A 25016-nucleotide genomic window follows, 5' to 3' on the forward strand; every position below is an offset into this window, starting at 1 on the left:
ACGGATGCGTGAAAATGCACGCGCATCGCCGCGGCCTGTGGCATGTTTGCCACGCTTGCCGATTGTCTGGCCGGGAGAATCGCCGCGGGCCATTTCATGCTTGCAACGACGTAACACTTCGGCCCAGAAATGCCGGCTCCTCGTACCGGTGCGTATGCAACCCCGGCGAAGCGATGTGGCAGAAGGACAAAGGTTTGAAGGCTGGTCCGAAGCGCGGTCCACGGTTCGCAGCATCCCTCGCGGGAGTCGTTCTGGCGCTGGCGGCGGTCCTGCCCGCGCAATGCGCTCCCAGCCGGACGCCGCCGGCGAAGCCGAGACCTGACGACGACACATTGCCGATGCATTTCAGCATCGCCGCCTCGGGCAAGGACTGTCCGGGATGCGTGATCGTCAATGCATCCGGCGAGATCGTCGACGACACGTCCCGCGACTTCGCGGATTTCGTCTCCCAGAATCGTCTCGACGGCGTGCTTCCGCCCGAGCCGGCCGCCTCAGGCGCGCCCAAAGTGATCATCGCCTTCGAATCGGTCGGCGGCAAGGTCCAGTCCGCCCTGATCATCGGCCGGCGTATCCGCAAGGCCGGATGGATCACCGTCGTCGGGCAGGCCTATGTGACCCGCGAGGGCACGTTCCTCACCGATGCCGGCTGCTATTCGGCCTGCACGATGGTGATGCTCGGCGGCGTCGATCGTCTGGCCGTCCCCGGCTCGAAAATCGGCGTCCATCAGTTTTCGCCGCAATTCGGCGACGGCGAGACATTCGACGCGCAGGAGATGAGCCAGATCGTGCGCGATTACGGCCGCGAGGTGGTGAGCGTCTACGACTTCGTCCGCACCATGGGCGTGGACCAGGATTTCTTCCTGGCGACCTTGCGCACCCCCTTCAACAGCCTCGACGTGCTGCCGGAGTCCCAGTGGGTCTCGACGGGAATCGCGACCGCCGTGCTGCCGCGGACCAGCGGCGACGTGCCGGTCGGCGCCGTTCTCGATGCCGCCGCCCATGCCGGCAGCCCCGCCCTGACCGTCACCGCCACACCGGCCGTCGCGCGGCCTCCCCTGGCTCCCGACCGGGTGTCCACCGGCGCGTGGACGGTCAGCCGGGCCGAAGGCAAAGCCGCCTCGGCGCAATTCACCAGCGATGACCTGCGCCTCTCGCTGGCCTGCACGGATAAGACGACGGCCCGGCTGGACCTCTCCTTCAAGGACCTCGCACCGCTGGACCTCGAGCGCCTGCGCGCCGCCGCCTTCTCCGCGAAGACGCTGAAATTCGCGGATCGGCGCCTGTCCATCGACGATATCGGCGCGCCGGCGCATGGTGAGCAGAGCCTCGCGGCCCAGGTCGACATCAGGGATGTGGAAGCGATACCGGCGAGCGACGCCTTCACGCTCGCCGTGCTCAACAAGGCGGGAGAGCCGGTCGGGCGCGCCACCACCGTCCCGACCGCCGGCATCGGCAAGGCGATCCTCGACGCGATGTCGGCCTGCGGCGCATAGGCCGCGCCGCGGACGCGGCGGCGTTCTTCGCCCCTTATTGCATCGGCCGCGCTGCGCGCGCCTGCGCCGCGTCGTTGTCGGCCCGCAGAGACGCCCCCAGCGCCGGCTGCCGCTCCTCGCGGACGACCATGATCGAGCAGGGAGCGTGCCGCACGATCGCGCTGGCATTCGAGCCGAGAAGATAGGTGGCGACGCTCGGCTGATGCGAGCCGACGACGATGAGGTCGGCGCGCTGCTCTTCCGCGATCGCCAGCACCTCATGATAGACGCCGCCGATCCTCACCACGGTCGAAACGCTACCGCCCGGAAGGTCGATCGCGCGCCCGAGATCGGCCAGGGTCGACTTGGCCTTTTCGGCGACTTCCCCCTCGAAACTCACCGGCACGGTATCGAGCATCATCAGCGGCATGATGGGCACGACGTGAACCAAGGTCAGGCTCGCCCCGATCGGGTCGGCCAGCTTGACGGCGCTGTGGATCGCCAGGTGGGCCACCTTGAGATCGGAGACATCGACGGGAACGACGATCGACTTGAACATGGGTCCGCTCCTGAACAGCCGGGGTGGAGGGGCCAGCATACTACAAAATCGCCCGGCGGCATCCCGTTTCAGCCCGGGATCGCTGGCGATGGAAGCGGACGCCGCAACCGCCGGGAGGGTTCGAGGCCGCCGCCGACACCCTCGGCGGGGAATCGGCACCATGACCGGCGGAAAAAGGCGTTCGAGGACCCGAACGGCGACGATCGCGCAGGTGCCTGCCCGGCGGCCCCTTCGAGGACCGTCCTCACAACACGCCGAGCTTCCTCTGCAGGCTCGACGAGGACGTCGTGTACTGGAAGGTGAGGCGCTTGTCGGGGTAGATGTAGCGATGGACCTTCTGCGCCATCAGCGCCCCCTCGTGGAAGCCCGACAGGATGAGCTTCAGCTTGCCCGGATACCAGTTGATGTCGCCGATGGCGAAGATGCCTGGCTGCGAGGTCTCGAACGTCTCCGTCGACACCAGCACGAGTTCGCCATTGTGCAGATCGAGCCCCCAGTCCGACACCGGGCCGAGCTTCATCGTCAGCCCGAAGAACGGCAGCATATGGTCGACCGGAATTGAATAGACGCGGCCCGAATCCTCCCGCACCGTCGCGGCAGTGAGCATGCCGTCCTCGCCTTCCAGCCCGACGACCTGGCCGAAGCACAGATCGATCTTGCCGGCAGCGACCAGCGCCCGCATCTGCTCCACCGAATGCGGCGCGGCCCGGAAGACGTCGCGCCGGTGCAGAAGCGTCACCCGCCTGGCGACCGCATGCAGATTGAGGGTCCAGTCCAGCGCGGAATCGCCGCCGCCGACGATCAGCACCGACCGGTCGCGCAGCGTTTCCATCTGCCTCACCGCATAGGAGACCGACTTGCCCTCATAGGCGGCGATGCCGTCGATCGGCGGCTTCTTCGGCTGGAATGAGCCGCCGCCGGCCGCGATGACCACGGCCTTGGCCTCGAATATGTCGCCGGCGTCCGTGGTGACGCGGAACAGCGGATCGCCGATGCGCTCCACCTTCTCGATCATGCGCGAGAGGTGGAAGACCGGGGAGAAGGGCTCGATCTGCTTGAGGAGATTGTCGACGAGCCCCTGCCCCGTCACGACGGGAAAGCCCGGAATGTCGTAGATCGGCTTTTCCGGATAGAGCTCGGCACATTGCCCGCCGATCTTGTCGAGTATGTCGACGACATGCGCCCGGATGTCGAGAAGCCCGAGCTCGAACACGGCGAAAAGCCCGACGGGCCCCGCTCCGATGATGAGCACGTCGGTCTTGATGGTCTCGGTCATGGTCCGTCCGATGGCAAGGCGATGGGGCAGGAAGGCTGCCCAAAAACACCGACTTGCCCGCGCCGTCAACCAGGGCGGCGGCATTTCGCCGGGCCCTGCCTCGCCTCACCCGCCGGGAATGCCGGGACGGCGCCGAGGCCGCCCCTCAGAACAGCGCCTTCACCCGCTTCACGATCTCGGCGACGCCGAAGCGCACGGGATCGGTGGTGGGCAGGCCCTCGGCCGCGGCGATCTCCTCCAGGCAGGCGCGGGCGGCGGCTTCGTCGAGCGCCTGCGTGTTGACGGCGATGCCGACGCATTGGATGCGCGGATTGGTGAGCCTTCCGCTGGCGATGGTGGCGTCGATCACCTGCCGGATCGTCGGCAGGGCGGCGGGCACGCCGCGCATGGTCTTCCGCGTCGGCTCGTGGCAGACGACGAAGGCATCGGGCTGCGATCCGTGCAGCAGGCCGAGCGTCACGCCGGCGAAGGAGGGATGAAACAGGCTGCCCTGCCCTTCCACCACGTCCCAATGGCTCGGATCGGCAGCCGGGCTGATCCACTCGGCGGCGCCGGAGATGAAGTCGGCGACGACGGCGTCCACGGCGACGCCGCGGCCGGAAATGAAGATGCCGGTCTGCCCCGTCGCCCGGAAATCGGCGTCGAGCCCCTGCTCCCGCATTTCCCGCTCAAGGGCGAGGGCTGTGTATTTCTTGCCGACGGAACAGTCGGTGCCGACGGTGATCAGCCGCAGGCCCGTCCGCTTCGTGCCCTTGCCCGTGGCGAAATTGATGGAGGGGATGCGCACATTGAACAATTGCCGCCCGTTCCGTGACGCGGCCTCGGCGATCTGCGGCACGTCCTCCAGCCTGGTGTGCAGGCCCGAAGCCACATCGAGCCCGGCGTCGAGCGCCTCCACGATCGAGCGGATCCAGTGCTCCGGCAGGACGCCGCCGGCATTGACCACGCCGATGACCATGGTCTTCGCCCCGCGCCGGCCGGCCTCGGCGATGCCGACATCATCGATGCCGAGATCCGCCTTGCATCCAGGCAGGCGCAATTGCCCCACGCACCAATCGCGGCGCCAGTCGACGATGCCCGCCGCGGTCTTGGCGGCGAGCTGGTCGGCGACATCGCCGATGAACATCAAATAGGGCTTCTCAATCTGCATGGCGTCGTAGCATCCTTGGGTCGTGTGGGCACGAAACGGGACCCGTCATGCGCGACGAGAAGGCCCCTCGATCCATCGTATGGCGGTTGCACGATCTCCTGCAAAGGAGTGTGCCATATTTTTTGCACATCATGTTGCGGCGCCTGGTGTAGGATGACGAGTGATGAGTCTCCTGCAACAGCCAGTTACGGCACGCCATGCCTGAGTTCGGGACCGGCAATGACGGCGCCGCTTCGGACCGAGCGACCAGGATAGCCCCGATGGGAGCCTGGGTTGCGCGCAATTCACGCCGCCTGGAGCGCCTCGCGCAGGCGATGGCGGAGCGCGCGCCCGCCGACGCCACCGTCGAGTTCGACCTTGCGAAGGTCTCGCAGCTCGATACGCTCGGCGCCGTGGTGATCGAAAACATCCGCCAGGCGCTCGGCGCCAAGAATTCGACGCTCGCGATCCGCAATGCGAGCACGGCGCAGGAAATGCTGCTGGCGGAAATCGCCACCCACAACATAACGGCTCCGCCACCGCCGCCCGAGACGCATCACCTCATCGACCTCCTCGCCGATTTCGGCCTGTCGATCCGCAGGATGGCGCACGACGCCTTCAACATGAATGTGTTCCTCGGCGAGACCGTGCGCGCCCTCGGGCGGCTGATCACCGGGCGCAGCCGCTTTCGCATGCCCGCCGTGGTCAACCAGATCGAGCTGATCGGCATGCGCGGGGTGCCGATCATCATGCTCATCTCCTTTCTGGTCGGGGCGATCCTGTCGCAGCAGATGATTCTGCAGCTGAGCAATTACGGGGCGACGCTTCTGGTCGTCTACACCCTCGCCGTGCTGATGTTCCGTGAAGTCGGCCTGCTCCTCGCGGCCATCATGGTGGCCGGCCGGTCGGGCTCGGCGATCACCGCCGAACTCGGCTCGATGAAGATGCGCGAGGAGATCGACGCCATGCACGTCATGGGCCTCGATCCGATGGAGGTGCTGATCATTCCGCGCATCCTGGCGATGATCATCTCCCTGCCCCTGCTGACCTTCCTGGCCGCGATGGCCGGCATGTTCGGCGGCGCCCTCGTCGCCTGGGGCTATGGCGGCATCACGCCGACCACCTTTTTGCAGAATCTGCGCGATTCCGTAACGATGCATACATTCCTTGCTGGCCTGATCAAGGCTCCGGTGATGGCGCTGATGATCGGCACCACCGCCTGTATCGAGGGAATGAAGGTGGAAGGTTCGGCAGAATCCCTGGGGCGCCAGACGACGACCTCCGTGGTCAAGTCGATGTTCATCGTCATCGTCGTCGACGGCATTTTCGCCATGTTCTTTGCGTCGATCAATTTCTGAGCATGGCGGAATCCCCTCCCCCCGAAACCATCATCTCGACCCGCGGCGTCAGGGTGACGTTCGGGAAGCGCTTCATTCTCGACGGGCTCGATCTCGATGTCTATCGCGGGGAGATCCTCGGGGTGGTCGGTGCGTCCGGTACCGGAAAATCGGTGCTCATGCGCACCATCATCGGGCTCGCGCCGCTTTATTCCGGGGACATCAAGATTTTCGGACAGGACTATGTGGCCCTGCATCCGCGGGAGAAGCAGAAGATGGCGCGCCGCTGGGGCGTCCTGTTCCAGCAAGGCGCCCTGTTCTCGTCGCTGACGGTCAAGCAGAACATACAGGTGCCGATGCGGGAATATCTCACGCTCTCGCCCAGGCTTCTCGACGAACTCGCGATGCTGAAGATCGCGTTGGTCGGCCTCAAGCCGGATGCGGCGGAAAAGAGACCCTCCGAACTTTCAGGCGGCATGATCAAGCGCGCCGCCCTCGCCCGCGCTCTGGCGCTCGACCCCGATCTGGTCTTCCTCGACGAGCCGACGTCGGGCCTCGACCCGATCGGTGCAGGGGAATTCGACGAACTCATCGCAACGCTGCGGCAGACTCTCGGTCTCACCGTCTATATGGTGACCCACGACCTCGACAGCCTTCACTCCATCTGCGATCGCATTGCCGCGGTTGGCGAAGGCCATATTCTGGCTGAAGGACCGATGGCGACCATGCTTGCTTCCGACCATCCCTGGCTGCGCGCCTACTTCCACGGCCCCCGGGCCCGCGCAGCCCTGGCATCCGCCAAGGCCTGACCATGGAAACACGCGCGCATAATGCCCTGATCGGATTGTTCACTCTGGCCGTGGTGGCGGCGGCGCTCGGCTTCGTGGTGTGGTTCGCCCGCATTTCCGACAGCCAGGCGGTCAAGCATTTCGAGATCGACTTCGTCGGATCGATCAGCGGCCTTACCGTGGGATCCAGCGTCACCTTCAACGGCCTGCGGGTCGGCCAGGTCGACACGCTCGACCTCAATCCCCAGGATCCCTCGCGCGTCATCGCCATCATCAGCGTCAGGGATACAACGCCGGTGAAGGTCGATACCTCCGCCCGGCTCGAATTCACCGGCATCACCGGCGGGGCCAACATCCAGCTCTACGGCGGCAAGCCCAATACGGCGGACCTGGAGCCCCAGGCGGGGCAGAAATATGCGATCATCGTGGCGCAGCGCTCCGAACTGCAGAATCTCGTGGACGGCGCTCGCGATACCGTCAACCAGGCCGCGCAGACGATGAACCACGTCGATACCTGGCTCAACGAAAACGAGTCGAGCATCACCGCGACGGTTCACAACATCCAGACCTTCACCAAGGCATTGGCCGACAATTCGGGCAATGTCTCCGACTTCCTGCAGACCACCGGCGACGCCGCCAAGAGCATTTCGCGGCTCGCCGACAACCTCAACGGCATGTCCGGCGATCTCCAGTCGCTGCTGCAGGCGGTCTCGCCGGCCAAGGTCAATCATATCGTCGACAACGTCTCCACTGCCTCGGATCAGCTGGTGTCGTTCGCCAAGGCCTTCGACAGCGGCAAGGCGCAGGCTGCGGTCGACAATATCGAGGCCTTCAGCAAGACGCTGGCCGACGCGCGCCAGCCGCTCTCCACTTTCGCCACCAACGCCTCTTCGCTGGCCGACCGCCTCAACACGATGGCGCCGAAGCTCGATGCCACGCTGGACAGCATCCGGCAGATTACCGCGGCCGTCGACAGCACCAAGATCGGCGATGTCGTCGACAACGTCACCAACTTCACCGCGGCCCTCGGCAACAATGCCGACGAACTGACGGGATTCATCAAGGATGCCCGCAAGGTTTCCGGCGATCTCGCTGCGATGACGCCGAAGGTCGGCGGCGCCTTCGACAATTTCAACAAGGTTGCGAGCGCCATCGACTCCAGCAAGATCAACGACATCGTCGACAATTTCAATCGATTTTCGAAGACGCTGGGCGACTCCTCGGCGCAGGTCAAGCAGGTCGTCGCCGATGCCGGCGACATTTCCCGCAAGCTCAACAATGCGGCGGACCAGCTCGACGGCATCATGAAGAACATCACGACGATGACGTCCAACCCGAACAGCCAGGGCATGTTCGCGGAAATCACCGAGACGGCGAAATCGATCCGCATCCTCGCCAACAATCTCGACGCGCGCACGGCGGTGCTCGCCAAGAACCTGACGCAGTTCAGCGGGTCCGGCCTGCGCGACTATCAGCAGATCGCCATCGACGGACAGCGAACGCTGCAGAACATCCAGCGCACCCTCAACAGCCTCCAACGGAATCCGCAGCAGCTGATCTTCGGGCCGAAATCGTCGATCCCCGACTATAAGGGCAAATAGAATGCGTGGTGTCAGTGTGCGTCTTCGTCCCTTCCGGCCGGGCCTCGTCCTGCTCGGCGCCTCGCTTCTCTGCGGCTGTTCGATCCTCAGCGCCCCCGCGCCGGATACCTTCGACCTGACGGCGCCGAAACACGCCGCGGTGAAGGGAAACGGCCGTGCCCAGATCCTCATCGCCGAGCCCACCGCCCTTCAGGCGATCGACAGCGACCGCATCCTGATCCGTCCCGGCGACGGCAAGGTGACCTACCTGCCCGGTGCGCAATGGGCCGATCGCCTTCCCCGCCTCGTGCAGGCGCGCCTGATACAGACATTCGAGAACGCCCACCGGACCGGCATGGTCGGCAGGCCCGAGGACAAGTTCACCCCGGATGCCTCATTGGTGACCGAGATCCGCGACTTCCAGATCCAGGCGGCTTCCGGTCCGGTCGCGGTGGTGACGATCGCGGCGCGCATCGTCAGCCAGACCAGCGGCCGGATCATCGCCGCCAATCTGTTCACGGCAAGCGTTCCAGCGGCCGGGCTCAGCGGCCAGCAGGCGAGCGCAGCGCTCGACCAGGCTCTCGACCAGGTGCTCGTCGGCGTGATGACCTGGACCGTGGGCAAAGTCTGAAACCGAGTACGCCGCCTGGCGGCCGTCCGCGGGGGTAAGGCGCCACAATCCAGCGGATCATCATTTTGTCGGGGCCGCCCGGCGCGGATATGCGCTCACTCAGGCCTGCGTTTGGAGAGTCGATCACCGATCGACCTCTTCCTCTCCGGCGGGTTCGGTGTTTCAAAGAAGGGCGATCGGTGATCGCCCCTCCATCCCACGCCTTGCCAGTTGACGCATAGGGGCGAGCCGCCCGTGCGTGCCGTCGGCGCTCAGCTGAACAGCGCCGCCCTCTTCTTGAAGGGCATGGCTTCGATTTCGGCGACCGTCATCCGGGGCGCCGTGGGAAGACGCGACCAGGATGACGAACGGACCAGCGCCTGAGGTTCGGCCTCTTTGGCCGGCGGTTCCTCGGGCTCCAGCCTGAGCGGCGCCGAGAAGACCGATTCCGCGTTCTCGGCCGGCTCTTCGTCGACGAAGGTCACCAGCCCGCTGCGAACCTGCTTCGGCGGTGCCTCGCGGGGCACGGCCAGCAGCGTCGCCATATCGAGCCGGCTGCGCCGTGACGCAGCCAGGTGATTGACGGGCAGCTTCAATTCCGGGCGCTGCGCATCGCGTGCCAGAAGCGCGTCGGCAGCCTCTTCGTCCAGTTCGAGGATCGGAAAAGGCTCCGAGGCGCTGCTTGTCGCAGGCGCCGCGCCCTCGGCGTCCGCGCCGGCTTCGACCGGTGCCGGCGCGCCCCGCACCGGAGGCTCAGACTCGGCCGGCGGTTCCTCGCTCGGGCCGGACGCGACATCCGGATCCGGCTGAGCCGCGGCAACGGCTTCCGGCTGCGTGGCCGCTACGGGTTCGGCCCCCGCTTCCGCGACTGCATCCTGCTGCGCCTCGGCGACCGGCTCGTCCGCAACGGGTTCCGCCTGCGCCTGTGCGGCGATGGCCGGCGGCTCTGCGCCAATCTCGGTGTCGGATTGAGCTGCGGGAGCCGGCTCGGGCAATCCTGCGGCAACCGTCTCGGCCGGCTGCCCGGCGACCGGCTCTTCGGCGGGCCCCGGTTCGCGCGGTTCGATATCCGCCTCGATGCGGATGGCCTGGGAAGCCGACGCCGACATGCGCCGGATCGCCGCACCCGCGGTATCGGCCGAAAGCGGTATTTCCGCCTCGGCGATTGCCCGGGCGATATTCGCCATTCCCTTGGCGACCTCGCTGCGGGCATCCGTCGAAGCGGCGCTTTCGACCAGACGCTCCAGTCGGTGTATGGCGGCAAGCACCGCCGCCGTGTCGGCATTGCGATTCCGGCGGGCATATTCGGCCAGGAACCAGCGACCGCGCGCCGTTTCCATGACTGCCGCCTCGATGGCACCATAATCCTCTTCGCTCAGGAGAGGCTGCGGCGGAACCGGTTGCATCAAATGGCGCTCGTCAATTTAAGAACACGGGCATGAAAATATTAACGAATCACTCGAAGGCGAGTGTTACCTCTCTATAAGGCATACGGCCGGGGAGAGCTAACGCCCCGCCGAGTTTTCCCCGATGCCGTTGTTTCGTTCAAGGACCGCACCGGCCGCGACGCCCGTCCGTCGCCGCGCCCTGCCGAACCGCCGTCTCCGGGGTCAGCCCCAGAGGGCAGGATCGGGCGGATGGACAGTGCTGCCTTCATAGAGCAGGCCGGCTTGGCGGTCCTTCGCCAGCAGGAGCGGCCCGTCGAGGTCGACGACACGGGCCTGGCCGGCCAGGAGCAGCGCCGGCGCCATCGCCAGCGAGGTTCCGACCATGCATCCGATCATCAGGTCGAAGCCGAGAGCGGAGGCGTCGCGGGCCAGCGCGATCGCTTCGGTCAGGCCGCCGGCCTTGTCGAGCTTGATGTTGATCGCGTCGTAACGCCCCGCCAGTCCGGGTAGGGAGGCCCGGTCATGCAGCGATTCGTCGGCGCAGACCGGGACGATGCGCTCGATTTCGGCAAGGGCGGCGTCCTCCGAGGCCGGCAGGGGCTGCTCGATCAGCACGACGCCGGCCTGTGCGCAGGCGGCGAAGTTGCGGGCGAGGTCGTCCGCCCGCCATCCCTCATTGGCATCGACGATCAGGCTCGAATGCGGTGCGTTGCGCCGCACCGCCGCGATGCGCGCGGCATCGTCGGGCCTGCCGAGCTTCACCTTCAGCAGGGGCCGGTGCGCCGCGGCGGCGGCCGCCTCGCCCATGGCGTCGGCATCTCCGAGGGAGAGCGTATAGGCCGTCGTCACCGGGCGAGGCTGCGGCAGCCCGGCCAACTGCCAGACCGGCCGGCCGGCGATCTTCGCCTCAAGGTCCCACAGCGCGCAATCGACCGCATTGCGTGCGGCGCCCGGGGGCATCGAGCGCTGCAGCGCGTCCCGGCTTGCCTCCGCCTCGATGGCGGCCCGCTGCGCTTCGATGGCCTCGGCAATACCCTCCACCGTCTCGCCATAGCGGGCATAAGGCACGCATTCGCCCCGCCCGACATGATCGCCGCACGAGATTTCCACCACCACCACGACCGCTTCGGTGCGCGAGCCCCGCGCGATCGTGAAGACGGCTGCCAGCGGCCAGCGCTCCACGGCGATGGAAAGGCGCCGGCTCATGCCTGCTTCTCGGGCGTGGTGACGGTGAGGCCGTCGAGATTGTCGCGCACGCGGATCTGGCAGGACAGGCGAGATGTCGGCCGGACATCGAAGGCGAAGTCCAGCATGTCCTCCTCCATCGGCTCGGGCTCCCCGACCAGCGGCATGAAGGCCTCGTCGACATAGACATGGCAGGTCGCGCAAGCGCAGGCGCCTCCGCATTCGGCCAGAATGCCCGGAATGCCGTTACGGATGGCTGCTTCCATCACAGTCGAGCCGGCTTCGGCCTCGACCTCTCGAATCTGTCCCTTGTGATCGCGGAAATTGATTCTTACCATGGTGGGTCCCGGCTTTCGATAGAGGTTCTATACAGACCCGTCCGGCACGGTTCCAGTGTGGAGGGGCCCCGATTTCCGTCGGCAGAATCGCCGGAAAATCCAGGCCGGGCGCGCGAGGGCTGCGCTTATCCTGCTTGAATCAGGGGAAACTCCGAAATTAGACGGTTTTTTCGCGCTTCAAGAGTGGTAAAAAAGTCGTTAACGATGCTGTATGAAAGCTGCCGGCGGCGGTTTTAATTCGGGATCGCGCAGGATAGGATTTTAGTACGGCACCTGCGTCCTCGTTTCGGGGACCATGTGGCATCGCTTCATCCGAAGCGATGTGGAGACTGATGCCTCTGGTCGCGTGGATGATTTCGGGTTCACGCGGGCGGCGGCGATTAAGTGGCGTGAGGCACGTTATGTCGAAGAAGTCGAAGGTGCAGGATCCGGCCGACGCCGCCCTGTCTGCGATCGAGGAAGCGCTCAACATGAGCAAATCCGGCGCCGACGCGACAGACGGTGAGCGTGCTCAATTGCCCAAGGTCGACGACGGCTTCAATTTCGATATCGAGCCGGAGCCGAAGGCGCGGCCTTCCGTGTCGCGCGCTCAGGAAAAGCCCGCTGCGGTACGGGCGCCGGAGAAGGCCTTTGCCAGGGAGCGCCGCGCCCCGGCCAATGACGACCGGGCGAGCGTGGGGCAGTTGCTCCAGGCCCTGCAGCGCCGCCCGTCGCTGATGCCCTATTATATTGCTGTCGCCTTGAGCGCGCTGTGGTTCGCCGGCGGCATCTTCCTGTTGCGGGTGACGGGGAATATCCAGGTCGGCGCCCTCTTCAATCCGGCGACCTACCAGGCCAGCCCCGGCCTCGCGCTCGGCGTCCTCTCCATCCTGCTTCCGCCCGTCTTCTTCTTCGCCATGGCGGCGCTATTCTGGCGCGCCCAGGAGATGCGCTATGTGACGCGGTCCATGACCCAGGTCGCCCTGCGTCTGGCCGAGCCCGAAGGCGCGGCATCCGAATCCGTCACCTCGGTGGGCCAGGCGATCCGGCGCGAGGTCGCGGCCATGGGCGACGGCATCGACCGCGCCCTCGCCCGCGCGAGCGAGCTCGAGATCATGGTCCACAACGAGGTCTCCATGCTCGAGCGCTCCTATTCGGAGAGCGAGCAGCGCATCCGTTCGCTGGTCGAGGACCTGTCGGCGCAGCGCGAGGCCATCGTCGGCAATGCCGACCGCGTCCGCTCGGCCATCGTTGTCGCCCATGACGACCTGACCCTCGCCTTGGGATCGGTCGCCGGCCGCATCTCCTCGGAAGTCTCCGAAGCCGGCCTGCAGGTGATGCGCTCGTTCGGCGATCGCGGCAGCCAGATCACCTCCGAGCTCGCCAAGGTCGGCGACCACATGGTCGACGCCATGGCCAACCGCGGCACGACCCTGATCGACCGCATGGCCGTCACGGCCGAGGAGGTCAACCGCGCTCTGACGAGTTCCTCCGAACTCGTCACGGACCATCTCAACCAGCGCGCCGCCGAGATCACGGAGACGCTGACCTCCACCTCCAACCAGATCAACGAGACCTTTGCGTCGAGGGCGAACGAGATCTGCGAGACCCTGTCTTCACGGGCGACGCTGCTGAACGAAACGCTCACGCGCAACAGCGAGAACATCGTCAGCGACATCGTCGAGCGCGGTACGGCGGTCAACGATACGCTGGTGCGCACCGGCGCGAGCCTGAGCAACGCCTTCGCCGAGGGCACGGATGTCGTCGTTCGGTCGATTCGCGACACCGGCTCCAAGATGGTCGAGCAGATCGTCGGCAGCGTCGCAGAAGTGAACAACACCCTGCGCAGCACCGGCGATGCGATCCTCTCCGATCTGCAGAACCGCGGCATGGACGTCGCCGACAAGCTCGAGACGAGCGCCACGCATATCGCAGAGATCATCACCACCCGCGGCGGCGACCTCGCCGAGCGCCTGAGCAGCACCGGCGAGCGCATCCACGAATCGATCGTCGTCGGCGGCGGCGATATCGATCGCCGTCTGGCCGCCACCGGGCAGACCATCGTCAACGCCATCGAGAAGCGCAGCACCGAGGCACAGGCCGCCGTCTCGGCCGCAGCCCACAGCCTGCAGGCCGCGCTGGAGGAGGAAGGCACCCAGCTTTCCACCCGTATCAGCGTCGCCGCCCGCGAGGCTTCCGGCATTCTCGGCATCAGCGGCGACACCCTCACCCGCGTGATCGGCGAGCGCAGCAATGCGGCCGTGGCACAGATCAACTTCGGCGTGTCCCGCCTCGAGAGCACGGTGGAGGCGCAGACCAAGGCCTTCAGCAAGACGCTGGTCGAACGCCTGCAGCAGCACGAGAAGCGCAGCCTCGAAATCGCCGACCAGCTGCATTCGCGCCTCGACGAACGCCTGTCGGCGCTCGAAACCCGCAGCCTCAGCCATGCCCAGCAGGTGCATGCGACGCTGGACGACACCCTGTCGGGCTTCGATACGCGCTTCGCCGACAGCGCCTCGACCATCCACGGCAGCCTCGAAAGCCGCATGACCGAATTCGAGCACCGCTTCCAGTCGCTCTCGACCCTCGCCCATGCCGACCTCGATCGCCGCCTCAGCGATTTCGAGGTGCGCTTCGCCGCGAATATCCAGAACAACCGCAACGGCCTGGACGAGACCCTGAACGCCTTCGAGCAGCACTTCAACGTCAGCGCCGAGGGCGCCCATCAGGCCCTGGACAAGCGTCTGAACGAGTTCGAAAGCCGCTTCGCGGCCAACGCCTATCGGGCGCATGGCGACATCGACCGCCGCCTGGGCGATTTCGAGAATCGCTTCACCGCCGTCGTGCAGGAAAACCGCAGCGGACTGGGCGAGATGCTGAAGTCCTTCGAGGAAAGCTTCAGCACCGTCTCGGATGGCACTCACCAGGCCCTCGACCGGCGCCTCACCGAATTCGAGTTCCGGTTCAACGGCACGGCCCACAACACGCGGAACGTCATCGAGCGCCGTCTCAGCGATTTCGAGCAGTTCTTCAGCGGCGCGGCGGAAAACACCCACACCACCCTCGATCAGCGCCTTTCCGAATTCGAACAACGTTTCGTCGGCAATGCCGGCAACGCGCATGCCATGCTCGATGCCCGCATGAAGGATTTCGAGGACCGGTTCCATACGCTGACGACCGCCGCCACCGCCAGCATCGCCAACCGCATCTCCAGCTTCGAAACCAACTTCAGCACCGGCCTCCGCGACAGCCAGCTCGACATCGAGGGCCGCCTGGCGGATTTCCAATCCCGTTTCGACTCCGGCGTGCAGAACACCCAGGCCAGCCTCGACGAAAGCCTCGCCGCCTTCGAAGCGCGCTTCACCAACAACACGGCGACGGTCCGTTCCTCGCTCGATCAGCGCTTCGGCACGTTCGAGACGCATTTCCTCAACGGCTCCACGGCCCTGCAGGAGGCGCTCGACCAGCGTCTGGCCACGCTGCAGGCACAGATTGCCGCGAACACCGACGTGGTTCACGACACCCTCGCCGAGAAGCTGGGCAACTTCGAAAACCGCTTCCAGTCGGATGCGACCGCGGTCAATGCCACGCTCGACGCGCATCTGCGTGATTTCGAATCGACCCTCGAAAAGCGTCTGGTCGATGCGACGCAGGCGATCGAAGGCCAGATCGGCGCGCTCGATGCCGTCATCACCGGCCGGGGCGGCGTGCTCGCCAGCCGCATCAGCGAGGATTCGCGTGCGCTCAGCAACGACATCGCGCAGAAGCTGCTCGGCTTCGAGAGCGCGATGCAGCGGCATGGCTCGCGCCTGACCGACCATGTCGAGGAGCACACCAATACGGCGGTGTCCCTCCTCGGCGGCAAGCTCGAGGCCTTCGAGACGCGCTTCGGCTCCCATACCGTCAGCGTCGCGCAGACCCTGGACGAAAGGCTCATCGCCCTCGACGAGAAGCTGTCCGTCCTGGACGAACGCTTCGCCGACAAGGCAAGCAATTTCGCCCAGACGCTCGATGGCCGCTTCGCCCGCATCGATCAGGGCCTGGACAACCGTGCCCGCGCCCTCAACGAGACCCTTGCCACACGCACGCTCGAACTCGCCCGGCTCCTGGGCGAGGGCGGCCAGAACGTGACCGCCTCGATCGACGGCAAGGCAAAGGAGATCGTCGATCTCATCGACGGCCGCACCTCGATCATCGCCGATCTCCTGGCGCGCCGGGCCGACGAGATCTCCATGCTGCTCGGCGTCAAGGGCCATGACATCACCGAGTCCATCAATGCCCGGGTCCAGGAACTGACCGACCACCTCGGCAGCCGCAGCCTCGCCGTGACGGACGATTTGTCTTCGAAGGCGTCCGAGATCGCCGATCTCTTCGACGGCAAGGCCTCGATCATCGCCGGCACGCTCACCACCAAGGTCGGCGACGTTCATGCCGCCCTCGACGAACGCGTCGGCGAAATCGCCCAGTCGCTCGATACGCGCATCACGCGCTTCGAGCGGGATGTGGTCGATCGTCTGCGCGACCTGTCCAGCGCGCTCGACGAGCGCAGCCTGCATATTGCCAGCGCGCTCAACGAGAAGGTGCAGAGCGTCTCCGACAATCTCGTGCAGAACGCCGCCACCGTGGGTGCCACGCTCAGCCGCCTTTCGGACGATGTCGGCGCCAAGCTGGCCGACCGCGCCGCGGTGATCAACACGCTGCTGAGCAGCCATTCCGATGCGATGGCCAACCTTCTCGACGAGCGCGGGCAGGCGCTGGTCGGCACGCTTGCGGCCCGCAGCGCCGCGATGACGGCGGAACTCGGCGACATCTCGCAGGGCGTGAGCAAGGCGATCGACCAGCGCAGCCTGGCGCTGGTGGGCGCCCTGACGGCCAGCAGCGAAGCCGCGACCCTGGAACTCGGCGCCCTCGCCGACAGCGTGGCGAAGGTGCTGGACGAGCGCGGCCAGGCCCTGGTCGGCACGCTGACGATGCGCGGCGATGCCATGGCCGCCAGGCTGAGCGACGCGGCGCAGGGCCTTGCCAGGTCGATCGACGACCGGAGCGATGCCCTGGTCGGCACTCTCGGCGATCGCGGCGCTGCGATGAACGCCCAGCTGGGTGAGTTCACGCAGAGCCTGACGAAGGCCATCGACGAGCGCGGCGAAACCCTCGTGGGCAGGCTGGCCGAGCGCAGCGACGCCATGACGGCCGAGCTCGGCGTCCTCGCCAACACGCTTGCCGACCGCGGCCAGGCCCTGGTCGACATCCTGACCGTACGCGGCCAGACGATGACCGCCGAGCTCGGCGATCTCGCCCAGACCGCCGCGAACGTGCTGGACGAACGCAGCCAGGCCCTGGCCGGCACGCTCGTCCAACACAGCGAATCGGTCACGACGGAGCTCAGTGTGCTCGCGTCCAGCGTGGCCTCGATGCTCGACGAACGCGGCCAGGCCCTGGTCGGCAACCTCACCACCCGCGGCGAGGCGATGACCACGGAACTGGTCAACCTCACCGATCACGTCCAGACGACGTTGGACGAGCGCAGCCGCGCCTTGACCGGCGTCGTCATGGGCCGCACGGAAACGGTATCCACGGAGCTGCACGCCCTCGCCGAGAGCGTGGCGAGGATCCTCGACGAGCGTGGCCAGGCCCTGATCGGCACCCTGACCGAGCGCAGCGATTCCGTGGCGAGCGAGCTGAGCGTGCTCACCGAGGGGGTGGCCAGGGTGCTCGACGAGCGCGGCCAGGCTCTGGTGGGAACGCTGACCGGCCGCAGCGAATCGGTTGCGACGGAGCTTGCGCTCCTGGCCGACCGGGTCGCGAAGGTCCTCTCCGAGCGCGGGCAGTCGCTGGTCAGCATGCTGACCGAGCGCAGCGCCACCGTCACGACCGAACTCGGCGTGCTCGCTTCGAGCGTGACGACGACGCTCGACGAGCGCAGCCAGGCCTTGATCGCCACGCTGACCGAGCGCAGCGCCGCCGTCACCAACGAACTCGGCGTCGTCGCCTCCGGCATCACCACGGCTCTCGACGAGCGCGGCCAGGCCCTGGTCGGCACGTTCGGCGAGCATGGCGATGCCCTGGTCGGTCTGCTCGGCCAGCGCAGCAAGGCCATGAGCTCGGAGCTGGACGATCTCGTGCGCACCATGTCGAACACGCTCGACGAACGGAGCAAGGCGCTCGTCCTGACCTTGGCCGAACGCAGCGAGGCGATGACGGCTGAGCTCGGTTCCCTCGCCGGCACCGTGGCCACGACGCTCGATGAGCGGGGCAAGATCCTCGTCGGCACGCTCACGGCACGCAGCGAAGCGATGTCCACGGAACTCGGCGATCTCGCCCACACCGTTGCCAACACGCTCGACGAGCGCAGCCAGATCCTCGTCAACACGCTGGTCGAACGCAGCGACACCATGACGAGGGAGCTCGGCGATCTCGCCAACAGCGTCGCCAACACGCTCGACGAGCGCAGCCAGGCGATGGTGACCTCGCTCATCGATCGCAGCGAAGCGGTGACGACCGAACTCGGCGTCCTCGCCAACAGCGTCGCCAGCATGCTCGACGAGCGCGGCGAGGCGCTGGTCACCACGCTGAGCAACCGCGGCGAAGCGATGACGGCGGAACTCGGCGGCCTCGCCCACAGCGTCGCCAACACGCTCGACGAGCGCGGCGAAGCTCTGGTCGGAACGCTCAGCGCCCGCGGCGAAGCGATGACGGCGGAACTCGGCGGTCTCGCCCACAGCGTCGCCAACACCCTCGAGGAGCGCGCCAACCATATCGCCGAGATCATCGGCCAGAAGGGCGGCGATCTCGTCGAGGCCCTCGGCGACAAGCGCACGGAACTCAGCCGGACGCTCGAAAGCTCGTCCGATGCCCTCGCATCGGCGATCGAAACGCGCGCCACCCGGGCCATCGACAGTCTGAGTTCGCTGCATCAGCAGCTGCGCGAGGAAATCTCCGCCTTGCTGGAGCGTGTCTCCGGCACCAGCTCCACGCTGAACGAGACGCTCGGCCAGTCGAGCAAGACGCTGGATTCGGTCGAGGCCGGTCTGGCCGAGCGGCTGCGCGAGTTCCAGTCGAGCATGATCGGCCTGACGGAACAGACCAACGGCGCCACCGGCCGCGTCAGCGAGCAGGTCGCGGCGCTGCGCGATCTCTCCGCCGTGCTGATCCGGGACGTCGCCGCCATGGCCACGCGCCTCGAGCAGCAGAGCGAAAATCTGACCAAGACGGCATCCGTGCTCGGCGATACGCAGGGCCAGGTCGACCAGGCGCTGGACGAAAGGCGCGCCACGCTCGATGCGCTGGTGGCCCTCTCGAGCACCAAGGTCGAGGCGATGGAAGCGCTGATGCAGACCTTCGCCGGCGTGATCCAGGAAAAGCTTGCCGACGCCGAAGCCAAGGCGCGCGAAACCAGCAGCCTGCTGGCGGAAAACGCCAACACGACGGCGCAGGCGATCGCGGACCAGTTCGAGCTCATCCGCGCCGCTACCGGCAAGGAGCGCGAGCGCACGTCGACCGCCCTGCAGTCGACCTACGATCAGGCCGTGTCGGAGATTTCGACCCTGTTCGGCAACGCCACCCAGCGCTTCGCCGAAGTGGCCCAGGAAATGCGCAGCATGACCACGACGGTCCAGCAGGAGCTCGAAGCCACCCGCTCCGAACTCAAGCGCGGCCTGCTCGAAATTCCGAAGGAGACCTCGGAATCGACAGCCACCATGCGCAGGGTCGTCGCCGAGCAGATCCAGGCCCTGAACGATCTCTCCGACATCGTGACGCGGTCCGGCCGCTCTCTCGACGTCCTCGACGTGCCCTCCTCCGGGCGCCCCGAGGCCGGCCCGTCCCGGCTGAAGGAGGGGACGATCACGATGTCGCCCGTGTCTTCGGCTGATGCGGCCGAGATGCCCCGTGCCGCCCAACTCTCCGTTCCCGCGGGGAACGAGGCACAGTCGGGCCGCCAGCTGCCGGCGACCCATCCCACCCCCTCCCCGGCTCGCAGCGGCGAACGCCGCGGCACCGGATGGCTGTCGGCCGTGCTGGCCCGTGCTTCGCGCGACGAGACGTCGGGCAATGTCTTGGAGGAGACGGGCGCACCGACGCTGACGGCCCCCTCGCTCGACACGCTCTCGGTGGATATCGCCAAGATGATCGAGCACGATGCCGCCGTCGACATCTGGGACCGGTACCGGCGGGGCGAGCGCAACGTCTTCACGCGCCGTCTCTATACGGCGCAGGGACAGCAGGCCTTCGAGGAGATCCGCCGACGCTATCGGCGCGACGCGGACTTCACCGCCACGGTGGATCGCTACATCCAGGAGTTCGAGCAGCTCATCGCAGAAGTCGATCACGAGGATCGTACCGGCAACATGGCCAAGACCTATCTGACGGCTGATTCCGGCAAGGTCTATACGATCCTGGCTCATGCCGCCGGCAAGCTCGCCTGAGCTGCAGCGAAACAGAAGATGAAAAAGGGCCCGGAAGTGGGCCCTTTCTCATATCCAAGCTGCGCTCCGGCATTCCTGCCGGATCAGGCTCTTCCATGGTTTGCCGCGCTTCGGGCGCTCCCTGCCCGGCCCTGTCCTTCATCGGAGGCGGAGCGCCATGGCCGCCAGATTTGCGGCAGATGGCGCATTTCATTTGTTCCCGGCGCAAGCAGGCAGGACGGCGGGGGGATCGGGCGCATCCACCGGATGATGTCGGGTCAGGCCTGCATAGGCGCTAACATATGGGCAAGACCCGCCTTCTCCCGGTTCGGGAGAAGGTCCCGGCAGGGGGATGAGGGTCTAAACGTCAACGCAGATAGCTCAATAGTCGCGCTGGAATTGCAGAAGTCCAGACCCTCATCCGGCGCTTCGCGCCACCTTCTCCCGCATGGGAGAAGGAAAATCGCGCTATTGTCGGCAAAGTTAGCGCCTATGGGTCAGGCCTGTGCAGCCATTCGCGCTGTTTCTCCGTCCGACGGAGAAGGGAACCGCGGCTCCGGCCTGCTGCCGGTCGAGGTCCCGCTCGCCTGCATCACATTGCCGATGAACTGGCGCGCCGACGCCTCCCAGGAATAGTTCAACGCTTCCTCCCGACATGCGGCGGGATCGAGGGACAGGCAGGCGATCGCCGCTTTGCCGAGGTCATGATCGAGAACCCCGGCTCGGGTGCCGCCGATCACATCGATGGGGCCGGTCACCGGAAAGGCCGCGACCGGCAGCCCGCTCGCCATGGCCTCCAGCAACACGATGCCGAACGTATCGGTCAGGCTGGGGAAGACGAACACATCGGCCGAGGCATAGGCCTGCGCCAGGTCCTCGCCGCTTTTCACGCCGGCGAACAGCACCCGGGGATAGCGGGCGCGCAGCATGTCGAGCGCCGGCCCGGTGCCGACCACCACTTTCGAACCCGGCAGGTCCAGATCGAGGAAGGCCTCGATGTTCTTTTCCACCGAGACGCGGCCGACATAGAGGAAGATCGGGCCGGGAAGATCGAAGATGCGCTGCTGGCGCGGGCGGAACAGCGCTGCATCGACCCCGCGCGACCAGCGCATGAGGCGCTTGAAGCCGCGCTCCGCCAGTTCCCGTTCCAACGCCGGCGTCGATACCATCACCCCGATGCCGGCATTGTGGAAATTGCGGATCCAGCGATAGCTCCAATCGAGCGGCACCGGCACGCGGGCGGCGAGATATTCCGGAAAGCGGGTATGGTAGCTCGTCGTGAACGGCCGGCCACGCCTGAGACAGGCCCGGCGTGTGAGGTGGCCGATCGGCCCCTCGGTGGCGATATGGATGAAATCCGGCGCCTCGGCGTTGATATACTTCTCGATGGAGCCGGGCCCCGGCATGGCCAGCCGGATTTCCGGATAGGACGGCATGGGGACCGAGAGGAAGCGGTCGGGCGCCAGGAAGCGGAACTCGACGCCGAGACGGGCGGCGGCGGCGGCAGTCTGCTCGAGCGAGCGAACGACGCCGTTCACCTGGGGTCGCCATGCATCGGTGGCGATGAGGATCTTCATGCCGCCTGCTGCGGAACCAATGTCTTCGGCTTGTCGGCGTCGAGCCTGGCAGCCTCGCGCGCCAGGTCGCTCCAGCGGACGATCTCGAACCGCCCGTCGAAATGCTCGATGATGGCGGTGCAGCTTTCGACCCAGTCGCCGGAATTGATGTAGGTCACGCCGTGCAGGTCATGCAGCGAAGCATGATGGATATGGCCGCAGATCACGCCGTCGCAGTCCAGGCGCTTGGCTTCCTTGGCCAGCGTCTCCTCGAAATGCCCGATGAAGCTGACGGCGTTCTTGACCTTGAGCTTGGCCCAGGCCGAGAGCGACCAATAGGACAGGCCGAGACGCCGCCGGATCGCGTTGACCCAGGTGTTGACGCCGAGGGCCGTCACATAGGCCCAGTCGCCGAGGAACGCCAGCCACTTGGCATGGCGCACCACCACGTCGAAGGCATCGCCATGCATCACCAGATAGCGCTTGCCGTCCGCCGCGACATGCACCGTCTGCTCGATCACCTCGATGCCCCCGAAATGATGCCCGGGAAAGCCGCGGAGGAATTCGTCATGGTTGCCCGGCACATAGACCATGCGGGCGCCCTTGCGCGCCTTGCGCAGCAGCTTCTGCACCACGTCGTTGTGGCTCTGCGGCCAGTACCAGCCGCTTTTCAGCTGCCACCCGTCGACGATATCGCCGACGAGGTAGATCGTCTCCGCATCATAGGAGCGCAGGAAATCGAGCAGCATGCCCGCCTGGCACCCGCGCGTGCCCAGATGAACGTCCGAAATAAAGAGCGCCCTATAGCGCGTGCCTTCGCTATCGCTGTTCACGGCACTGTCCTCGCGCTTTCAACAACGACCGTCACAAACACGATTCCGACCACTCTTTTGTGACAGTTCGGCCGTCAGCGGTATTTTCAGCCCATGGCGGGGCGCCGGGCCGCCCAAGGCCTGCTCGCAGTATCGGGATACCTGGCAAAGATGAAATTGGACATGCCCCTCTTTCCACCTCTTGAAGCCGGGATTTGCCATTCCCAATTGCAATCCTGCTGGGACTAACGCAAGGAGAGGATGATGACATCCTGTTCGACGAGGGGCCCTTGGCACCCGCTGCATATCGCAGCAGTGGTGGCCGGGTTCTTGATCTGGTGGCCGCTCGGCCTCGCGGCTTTGATCTATTTCATCTGGGCCGGCCGCTTCCCGGGTGAGAGGCTGCGCGACGGCTTCGAGCGCGCCAGGGATCGCGCCCGTCACGAATTCGGTGGCTTTGCGCGCGACCGGAACGGGGCCGGCGGTTGGTCGGGCACAGGCAATGCGGCCTTCGACGATTATCGCCGCGAGACGCTGCGCCGCCTCGAGGAAGAGCGCCGGCGTCTCGATGAAGAGAGCCGGGCCTTCGCCGAATTCGTCGCCAATCTGCGCCGCGCTCGCGACAAGGAAGAATTCGATCGCTTCATGGCCGATCGAAACGCTGCCCGCGGTACGGAGGGCTTCCCCTCCTGACCGCGACGGCTTGGCGGACACCGGTCCCCCGCGCAACGTCGGTTGCGCGGGTTTTTCTTTGCCCGGAGCCGAAAACCGGCACCGGACGCCTCCGCGCCAAGCATCGAGCGGCGGGAGGATCGGCGAGATTCATCAGACATGTCTTGCGGCGCCGCCCTTCCATCGGCATGATCCGCCGGCCTCGACACCGAAGCCTTGCGCGCGACGCAGCCTCGGTTCCCTGGCTGTTTCTCAACCTGTTCTAAGAACGGCCCTGCAAGGGCCGCGTCTGGCCCAAAGGACCCTGTTATGAAGCTGGTACGCTACGGCACGCCTGGCTCGGAAAAGCCCGGCCTCATCGATGCGGATGGCAAGATTCGCGACTTGTCGGCCCATATCGCCGATCTCGAGGGCGAAGCCCTGTCCCCTGAATCGCTGGCTCGGATCGCGGCGCTTTCGCCTGCCTCGCTTCCCGAAGTCGCCGGCAATCCGCGCCTCGGCTCCTGCGTGGCCCAGCCCGGCAACTTCATCGCCGTCGGCCTGAATTATGCCGACCACGCGGCGGAAAGCAACCTGCCGGTCCCCAAGGAGCCGGTGCTGTTCAACAAGGCGCCCTCCTGCGTCGTCGGGCCGAATGACGACGTCGTCATTCCCCGCGGGTCGCTCAAGACCGACTGGGAGGTCGAACTCGCCATCGTCATCGGCAAGCGTGCCTCCTATGTCGAGGAAAAGGATGCCCTTTCCTATGTCGCCGGCTACGCCGTGTGCAACGACGTATCCGAGCGCGCCTACCAGACGGAAGGCACGGGCCAGTGGATGAAGGGCAAGGGTTGCCCGACCTTCGGCCCGCTCGGTCCGTGGCTGGTGACGACGGACGAAGTCGACGACGTACAGGACCTCGACATGTGGCTGGACGTCAACGGCGAGCGCATGCAGACCGGCTCGACCAAGACCATGATCTTCGGCGTCGCCCACATCGTGCATTATATCTCGCAGTTCATGATCCTCGAACCGGGCGATGTCATCACCACCGGCACGCCGCCGGGTGTCGGCATGGGCAAGAAGCCACCGCGCTATCTCAAGCCGGGCGAGGTCATCACGCTCGGGATCGAAAAGCTCGGTACCCAGAAGCAGACCACCGTGGCCTGGAGCGCCTGACGCTCCGCCCGGTCGATCATCGGGCCGGCCCCGGCCCGATGATCGCCAAACGGGGCGCGGCCATTCCTATGCGCTCGGACGGCACCGAGCCCGATGGCGGATGGCAGGCGAGGACGGCTGCAGCCAAGGTCGGCGAGCCGCCTCCTACTCCATCAGCGCCGCCTTCATGAAGCAGACCATGGTGGCGTGCGCGGGCTTGCCGCCGACGACGCGGATGGCGTGGGGCCTGTCGCAGCGATAGCGCAATGTCTCCCCCGGCCCGGCCCTCTCGATCGCATCGGCGACCTTGACCTCGACTTCGCCTTCCAGGACCGACAGGCATTCGACCGAGCCGCGCTGATGCGCCTCGCTTTCGAGGACGCCGTCGGGTTCGGCCTGGAAATCATACCATTGCAGCCATTCGACCGTCTTCAGCCAGCCGACCACGGCGAGCCGGCACTTGCCGTCTTCGGAGAAGATCACGGGCGTGTCGACGCGGGTTGTCTTTTCGATGAAGGGTTCATCGTCGGCACTGGCGAGAACGCGCTCGATGGAGACGTCGAGGGCCTGTGAAAGGCGCCAGATCGTCGCCAGGGTCGGATTGGTCTCGTTGCGTTCGATCTGGCTGATGATGGACTTGGCGACGCCCGACTGCTCGGCCAGTTCCGATAGCGACAGGTTATAGGCCTTGCGCAGCCGCTGGATCGTCTTGCCGAGCTGGCCTGACAGCGCTACCGCGCCGGCATCGACTTCACTCCGCCTGTCAGCCCCGCTCATGCCCTACCTTCGTTTTTTA

General features: G+C 66.1%; 17 protein-coding genes. 8 read left to right on the forward strand and 9 right to left on the reverse strand.

Translation table 11 applies throughout. The features are described from left to right. The first annotated feature begins 338 nt into the window (after nucleotides 1-338). Nucleotides 339-1493: a COG3904 family protein gene (locus tag J3R73_RS24660; protein ID WP_307433571.1), complete on the forward strand. Its 1155-nt coding sequence runs from the start codon at nucleotides 339-341 to the stop codon at nucleotides 1491-1493. A gap of 34 nt (nucleotides 1494-1527) precedes the next feature. On the opposite strand, the gene J3R73_RS24665 is transcribed toward J3R73_RS24660, so the two are convergent. The 3 genes from J3R73_RS24665 to dgcN form a co-directional block, all read right to left on the reverse strand. Continuing rightward, nucleotides 1528-2031, reverse strand: a complete 504-nt coding sequence (locus J3R73_RS24665) for a universal stress protein (protein ID WP_307433574.1) — start codon at nucleotides 2029-2031, stop codon at nucleotides 1528-1530. Between the two features lie 244 nt (nucleotides 2032-2275). Next, on the reverse strand, nucleotides 2276-3307 hold the full coding sequence (locus tag J3R73_RS24670) for an NAD(P)/FAD-dependent oxidoreductase (RefSeq protein WP_307433577.1): 1032 nt from the start codon (nucleotides 3305-3307) through the stop codon (nucleotides 2276-2278). A gap of 145 nt (nucleotides 3308-3452) precedes the next feature. Further along, entirely contained in the window at nucleotides 3453-4457 is a 1005-nt protein-coding gene (dgcN, locus tag J3R73_RS24675) for an N-acetyltransferase DgcN (protein WP_307433580.1), read from the reverse strand. Between the two features lie 260 nt (nucleotides 4458-4717). On the opposite strand from dgcN, the gene J3R73_RS24680 reads away from it, so the two are divergent. The 4 genes from J3R73_RS24680 to J3R73_RS24695 are packed head-to-tail and all read left to right on the forward strand — an operon-like array spanning nucleotide 4718 to nucleotide 8772. Then, nucleotides 4718-5794 carry an MlaE family ABC transporter permease gene (locus J3R73_RS24680; RefSeq protein ID WP_307433584.1) on the forward strand — a complete coding sequence of 359 codons (1077 nt, stop codon included), beginning with the start codon at nucleotides 4718-4720 and terminating at the stop codon, nucleotides 5792-5794. A gap of 2 nt (nucleotides 5795-5796) precedes the next feature. Continuing rightward, nucleotides 5797-6582, forward strand: a complete 786-nt coding sequence (locus tag J3R73_RS24685; protein WP_307433586.1) for an ABC transporter ATP-binding protein — start codon at nucleotides 5797-5799, stop codon at nucleotides 6580-6582. A gap of 2 nt (nucleotides 6583-6584) precedes the next feature. Then, complete coding sequence (locus J3R73_RS24690; RefSeq protein ID WP_307433591.1) at nucleotides 6585-8162, forward strand: MlaD family protein; 1578 nt, start codon at nucleotides 6585-6587, stop codon at nucleotides 8160-8162. Between the two features lies 1 nt (nucleotide 8163). Beyond that, nucleotides 8164-8772, forward strand: coding sequence for an ABC-type transport auxiliary lipoprotein family protein (locus tag J3R73_RS24695; protein ID WP_307433593.1), 609 nt, complete (start codon nucleotides 8164-8166; stop codon nucleotides 8770-8772). Between the two features lie 251 nt (nucleotides 8773-9023). Here J3R73_RS24695 and J3R73_RS24700 read toward each other — a convergent pair whose 3' ends face one another. The 3 genes from J3R73_RS24700 to J3R73_RS24710 form a co-directional block, all read right to left on the reverse strand. Continuing rightward, complete coding sequence (locus J3R73_RS24700; protein WP_307433595.1) at nucleotides 9024-10157, reverse strand: hypothetical protein; 1134 nt, start codon at nucleotides 10155-10157, stop codon at nucleotides 9024-9026. 204 nt (nucleotides 10158-10361) lie between these two features. Beyond that, nucleotides 10362-11345 (reverse strand): N-acetyl-D-Glu racemase DgcA, encoded by a 984-nt coding sequence (gene dgcA / locus J3R73_RS24705; protein ID WP_307433596.1) that lies wholly within the window; start codon nucleotides 11343-11345, stop codon nucleotides 10362-10364. Continuing rightward, entirely contained in the window at nucleotides 11342-11662 is a 321-nt protein-coding gene (locus tag J3R73_RS24710; protein WP_307433598.1) for a 2Fe-2S iron-sulfur cluster-binding protein, read from the reverse strand. Before J3R73_RS24710 ends, dgcA begins: the two co-directional genes overlap by 4 nt. Nucleotides 11663-12063: 401 nt before the next feature. Between J3R73_RS24710 and J3R73_RS24715 the strand changes: the two genes are divergently transcribed. Continuing rightward, complete coding sequence (locus J3R73_RS24715) at nucleotides 12064-20064, forward strand: apolipoprotein A-IV repeat region-like domain-containing protein (protein ID WP_307433600.1); 8001 nt, start codon at nucleotides 12064-12066, stop codon at nucleotides 20062-20064. Nucleotides 20065-20540: 476 nt separating this feature from the next. Here J3R73_RS24715 and J3R73_RS24720 read toward each other — a convergent pair whose 3' ends face one another. Together J3R73_RS24720 and J3R73_RS24725 are read right to left on the reverse strand one after the other, a co-directional pair. Continuing rightward, a complete protein-coding gene (locus J3R73_RS24720; protein ID WP_307433602.1) occupies nucleotides 20541-21620 on the reverse strand; it encodes a glycosyltransferase family 4 protein in 1080 nt (359 codons plus the stop codon). Further along, nucleotides 21617-22432 (reverse strand): UDP-2,3-diacylglucosamine diphosphatase, encoded by an 816-nt coding sequence (locus J3R73_RS24725; protein WP_307433604.1) that lies wholly within the window; start codon nucleotides 22430-22432, stop codon nucleotides 21617-21619. Before J3R73_RS24725 ends, J3R73_RS24720 begins: the two co-directional genes overlap by 4 nt. 243 nt (nucleotides 22433-22675) lie before the next feature. Here J3R73_RS24725 and J3R73_RS24730 point away from each other — a divergent pair, with 243 nt between their 5' ends. Both J3R73_RS24730 and J3R73_RS24735 read left to right on the forward strand, forming a co-directional pair. Further along, entirely contained in the window at nucleotides 22676-23104 is a 429-nt protein-coding gene (locus J3R73_RS24730; protein ID WP_307433606.1) for a DUF2852 domain-containing protein, read from the forward strand. Nucleotides 23105-23392: 288 nt separating this feature from the next. Continuing rightward, nucleotides 23393-24241, forward strand: a complete 849-nt coding sequence (locus tag J3R73_RS24735) for a fumarylacetoacetate hydrolase family protein (protein ID WP_307433608.1) — start codon at nucleotides 23393-23395, stop codon at nucleotides 24239-24241. A gap of 144 nt (nucleotides 24242-24385) precedes the next feature. On the opposite strand, the gene J3R73_RS24740 is transcribed toward J3R73_RS24735, so the two are convergent. Further along, the gene (locus tag J3R73_RS24740) at nucleotides 24386-24997 is read right to left on the reverse strand and encodes a helix-turn-helix domain-containing protein (protein WP_307433610.1); all 612 of its coding nucleotides are present in this window, start codon (nucleotides 24995-24997) and stop codon (nucleotides 24386-24388) included. Between the last annotated feature and the right edge of the window lie 19 nt (nucleotides 24998-25016).

Source organism: Labrys monachus, from assembly GCF_030814655.1.
Lineage (GTDB): Bacteria > Pseudomonadota > Alphaproteobacteria > Rhizobiales > Labraceae > Labrys > Labrys monacha.

Bases quoted from the DNA above. Each gene is read 5' to 3' on its own strand.
- J3R73_RS24700 (WP_307433595.1), bottom strand. From the start codon at position 10,157: ATGCAACCGGTTCCGCCGCAGCCTCTCCTGAGCGAAGAGGATTATGGT.
- J3R73_RS24710 (WP_307433598.1), bottom strand. From the start codon at position 11,662: ATGGTAAGAATCAATTTCCGCGATCACAAGGGACAGATTCGAGAGGTC.
- J3R73_RS24685 (WP_307433586.1), top strand. From the start codon at position 5,797: ATGGCGGAATCCCCTCCCCCCGAAACCATCATCTCGACCCGCGGCGTC.
- J3R73_RS24665 (WP_307433574.1), bottom strand. From the start codon at position 2,031: ATGTTCAAGTCGATCGTCGTTCCCGTCGATGTCTCCGATCTCAAGGTG.
- J3R73_RS24690 (WP_307433591.1), top strand. From the start codon at position 6,585: ATGGAAACACGCGCGCATAATGCCCTGATCGGATTGTTCACTCTGGCC.
- J3R73_RS24715 (WP_307433600.1), top strand. From the start codon at position 12,064: ATGTCGAAGAAGTCGAAGGTGCAGGATCCGGCCGACGCCGCCCTGTCT.
- J3R73_RS24660 (WP_307433571.1), top strand. From the start codon at position 339: ATGCATTTCAGCATCGCCGCCTCGGGCAAGGACTGTCCGGGATGCGTG.
- dgcA (WP_307433596.1), bottom strand. From the start codon at position 11,345: ATGAGCCGGCGCCTTTCCATCGCCGTGGAGCGCTGGCCGCTGGCAGCC.
- dgcN (WP_307433580.1), bottom strand. From the start codon at position 4,457: ATGCAGATTGAGAAGCCCTATTTGATGTTCATCGGCGATGTCGCCGAC.
- J3R73_RS24680 (WP_307433584.1), top strand. From the start codon at position 4,718: ATGGGAGCCTGGGTTGCGCGCAATTCACGCCGCCTGGAGCGCCTCGCG.
- J3R73_RS24670 (WP_307433577.1), bottom strand. From the start codon at position 3,307: ATGACCGAGACCATCAAGACCGACGTGCTCATCATCGGAGCGGGGCCC.
- J3R73_RS24720 (WP_307433602.1), bottom strand. From the start codon at position 21,620: ATGAAGATCCTCATCGCCACCGATGCATGGCGACCCCAGGTGAACGGC.
- J3R73_RS24695 (WP_307433593.1), top strand. From the start codon at position 8,164: ATGCGTGGTGTCAGTGTGCGTCTTCGTCCCTTCCGGCCGGGCCTCGTC.
- J3R73_RS24730 (WP_307433606.1), top strand. From the start codon at position 22,676: ATGACATCCTGTTCGACGAGGGGCCCTTGGCACCCGCTGCATATCGCA.
- J3R73_RS24735 (WP_307433608.1), top strand. From the start codon at position 23,393: ATGAAGCTGGTACGCTACGGCACGCCTGGCTCGGAAAAGCCCGGCCTC.
- J3R73_RS24740 (WP_307433610.1), bottom strand. From the start codon at position 24,997: ATGAGCGGGGCTGACAGGCGGAGTGAAGTCGATGCCGGCGCGGTAGCG.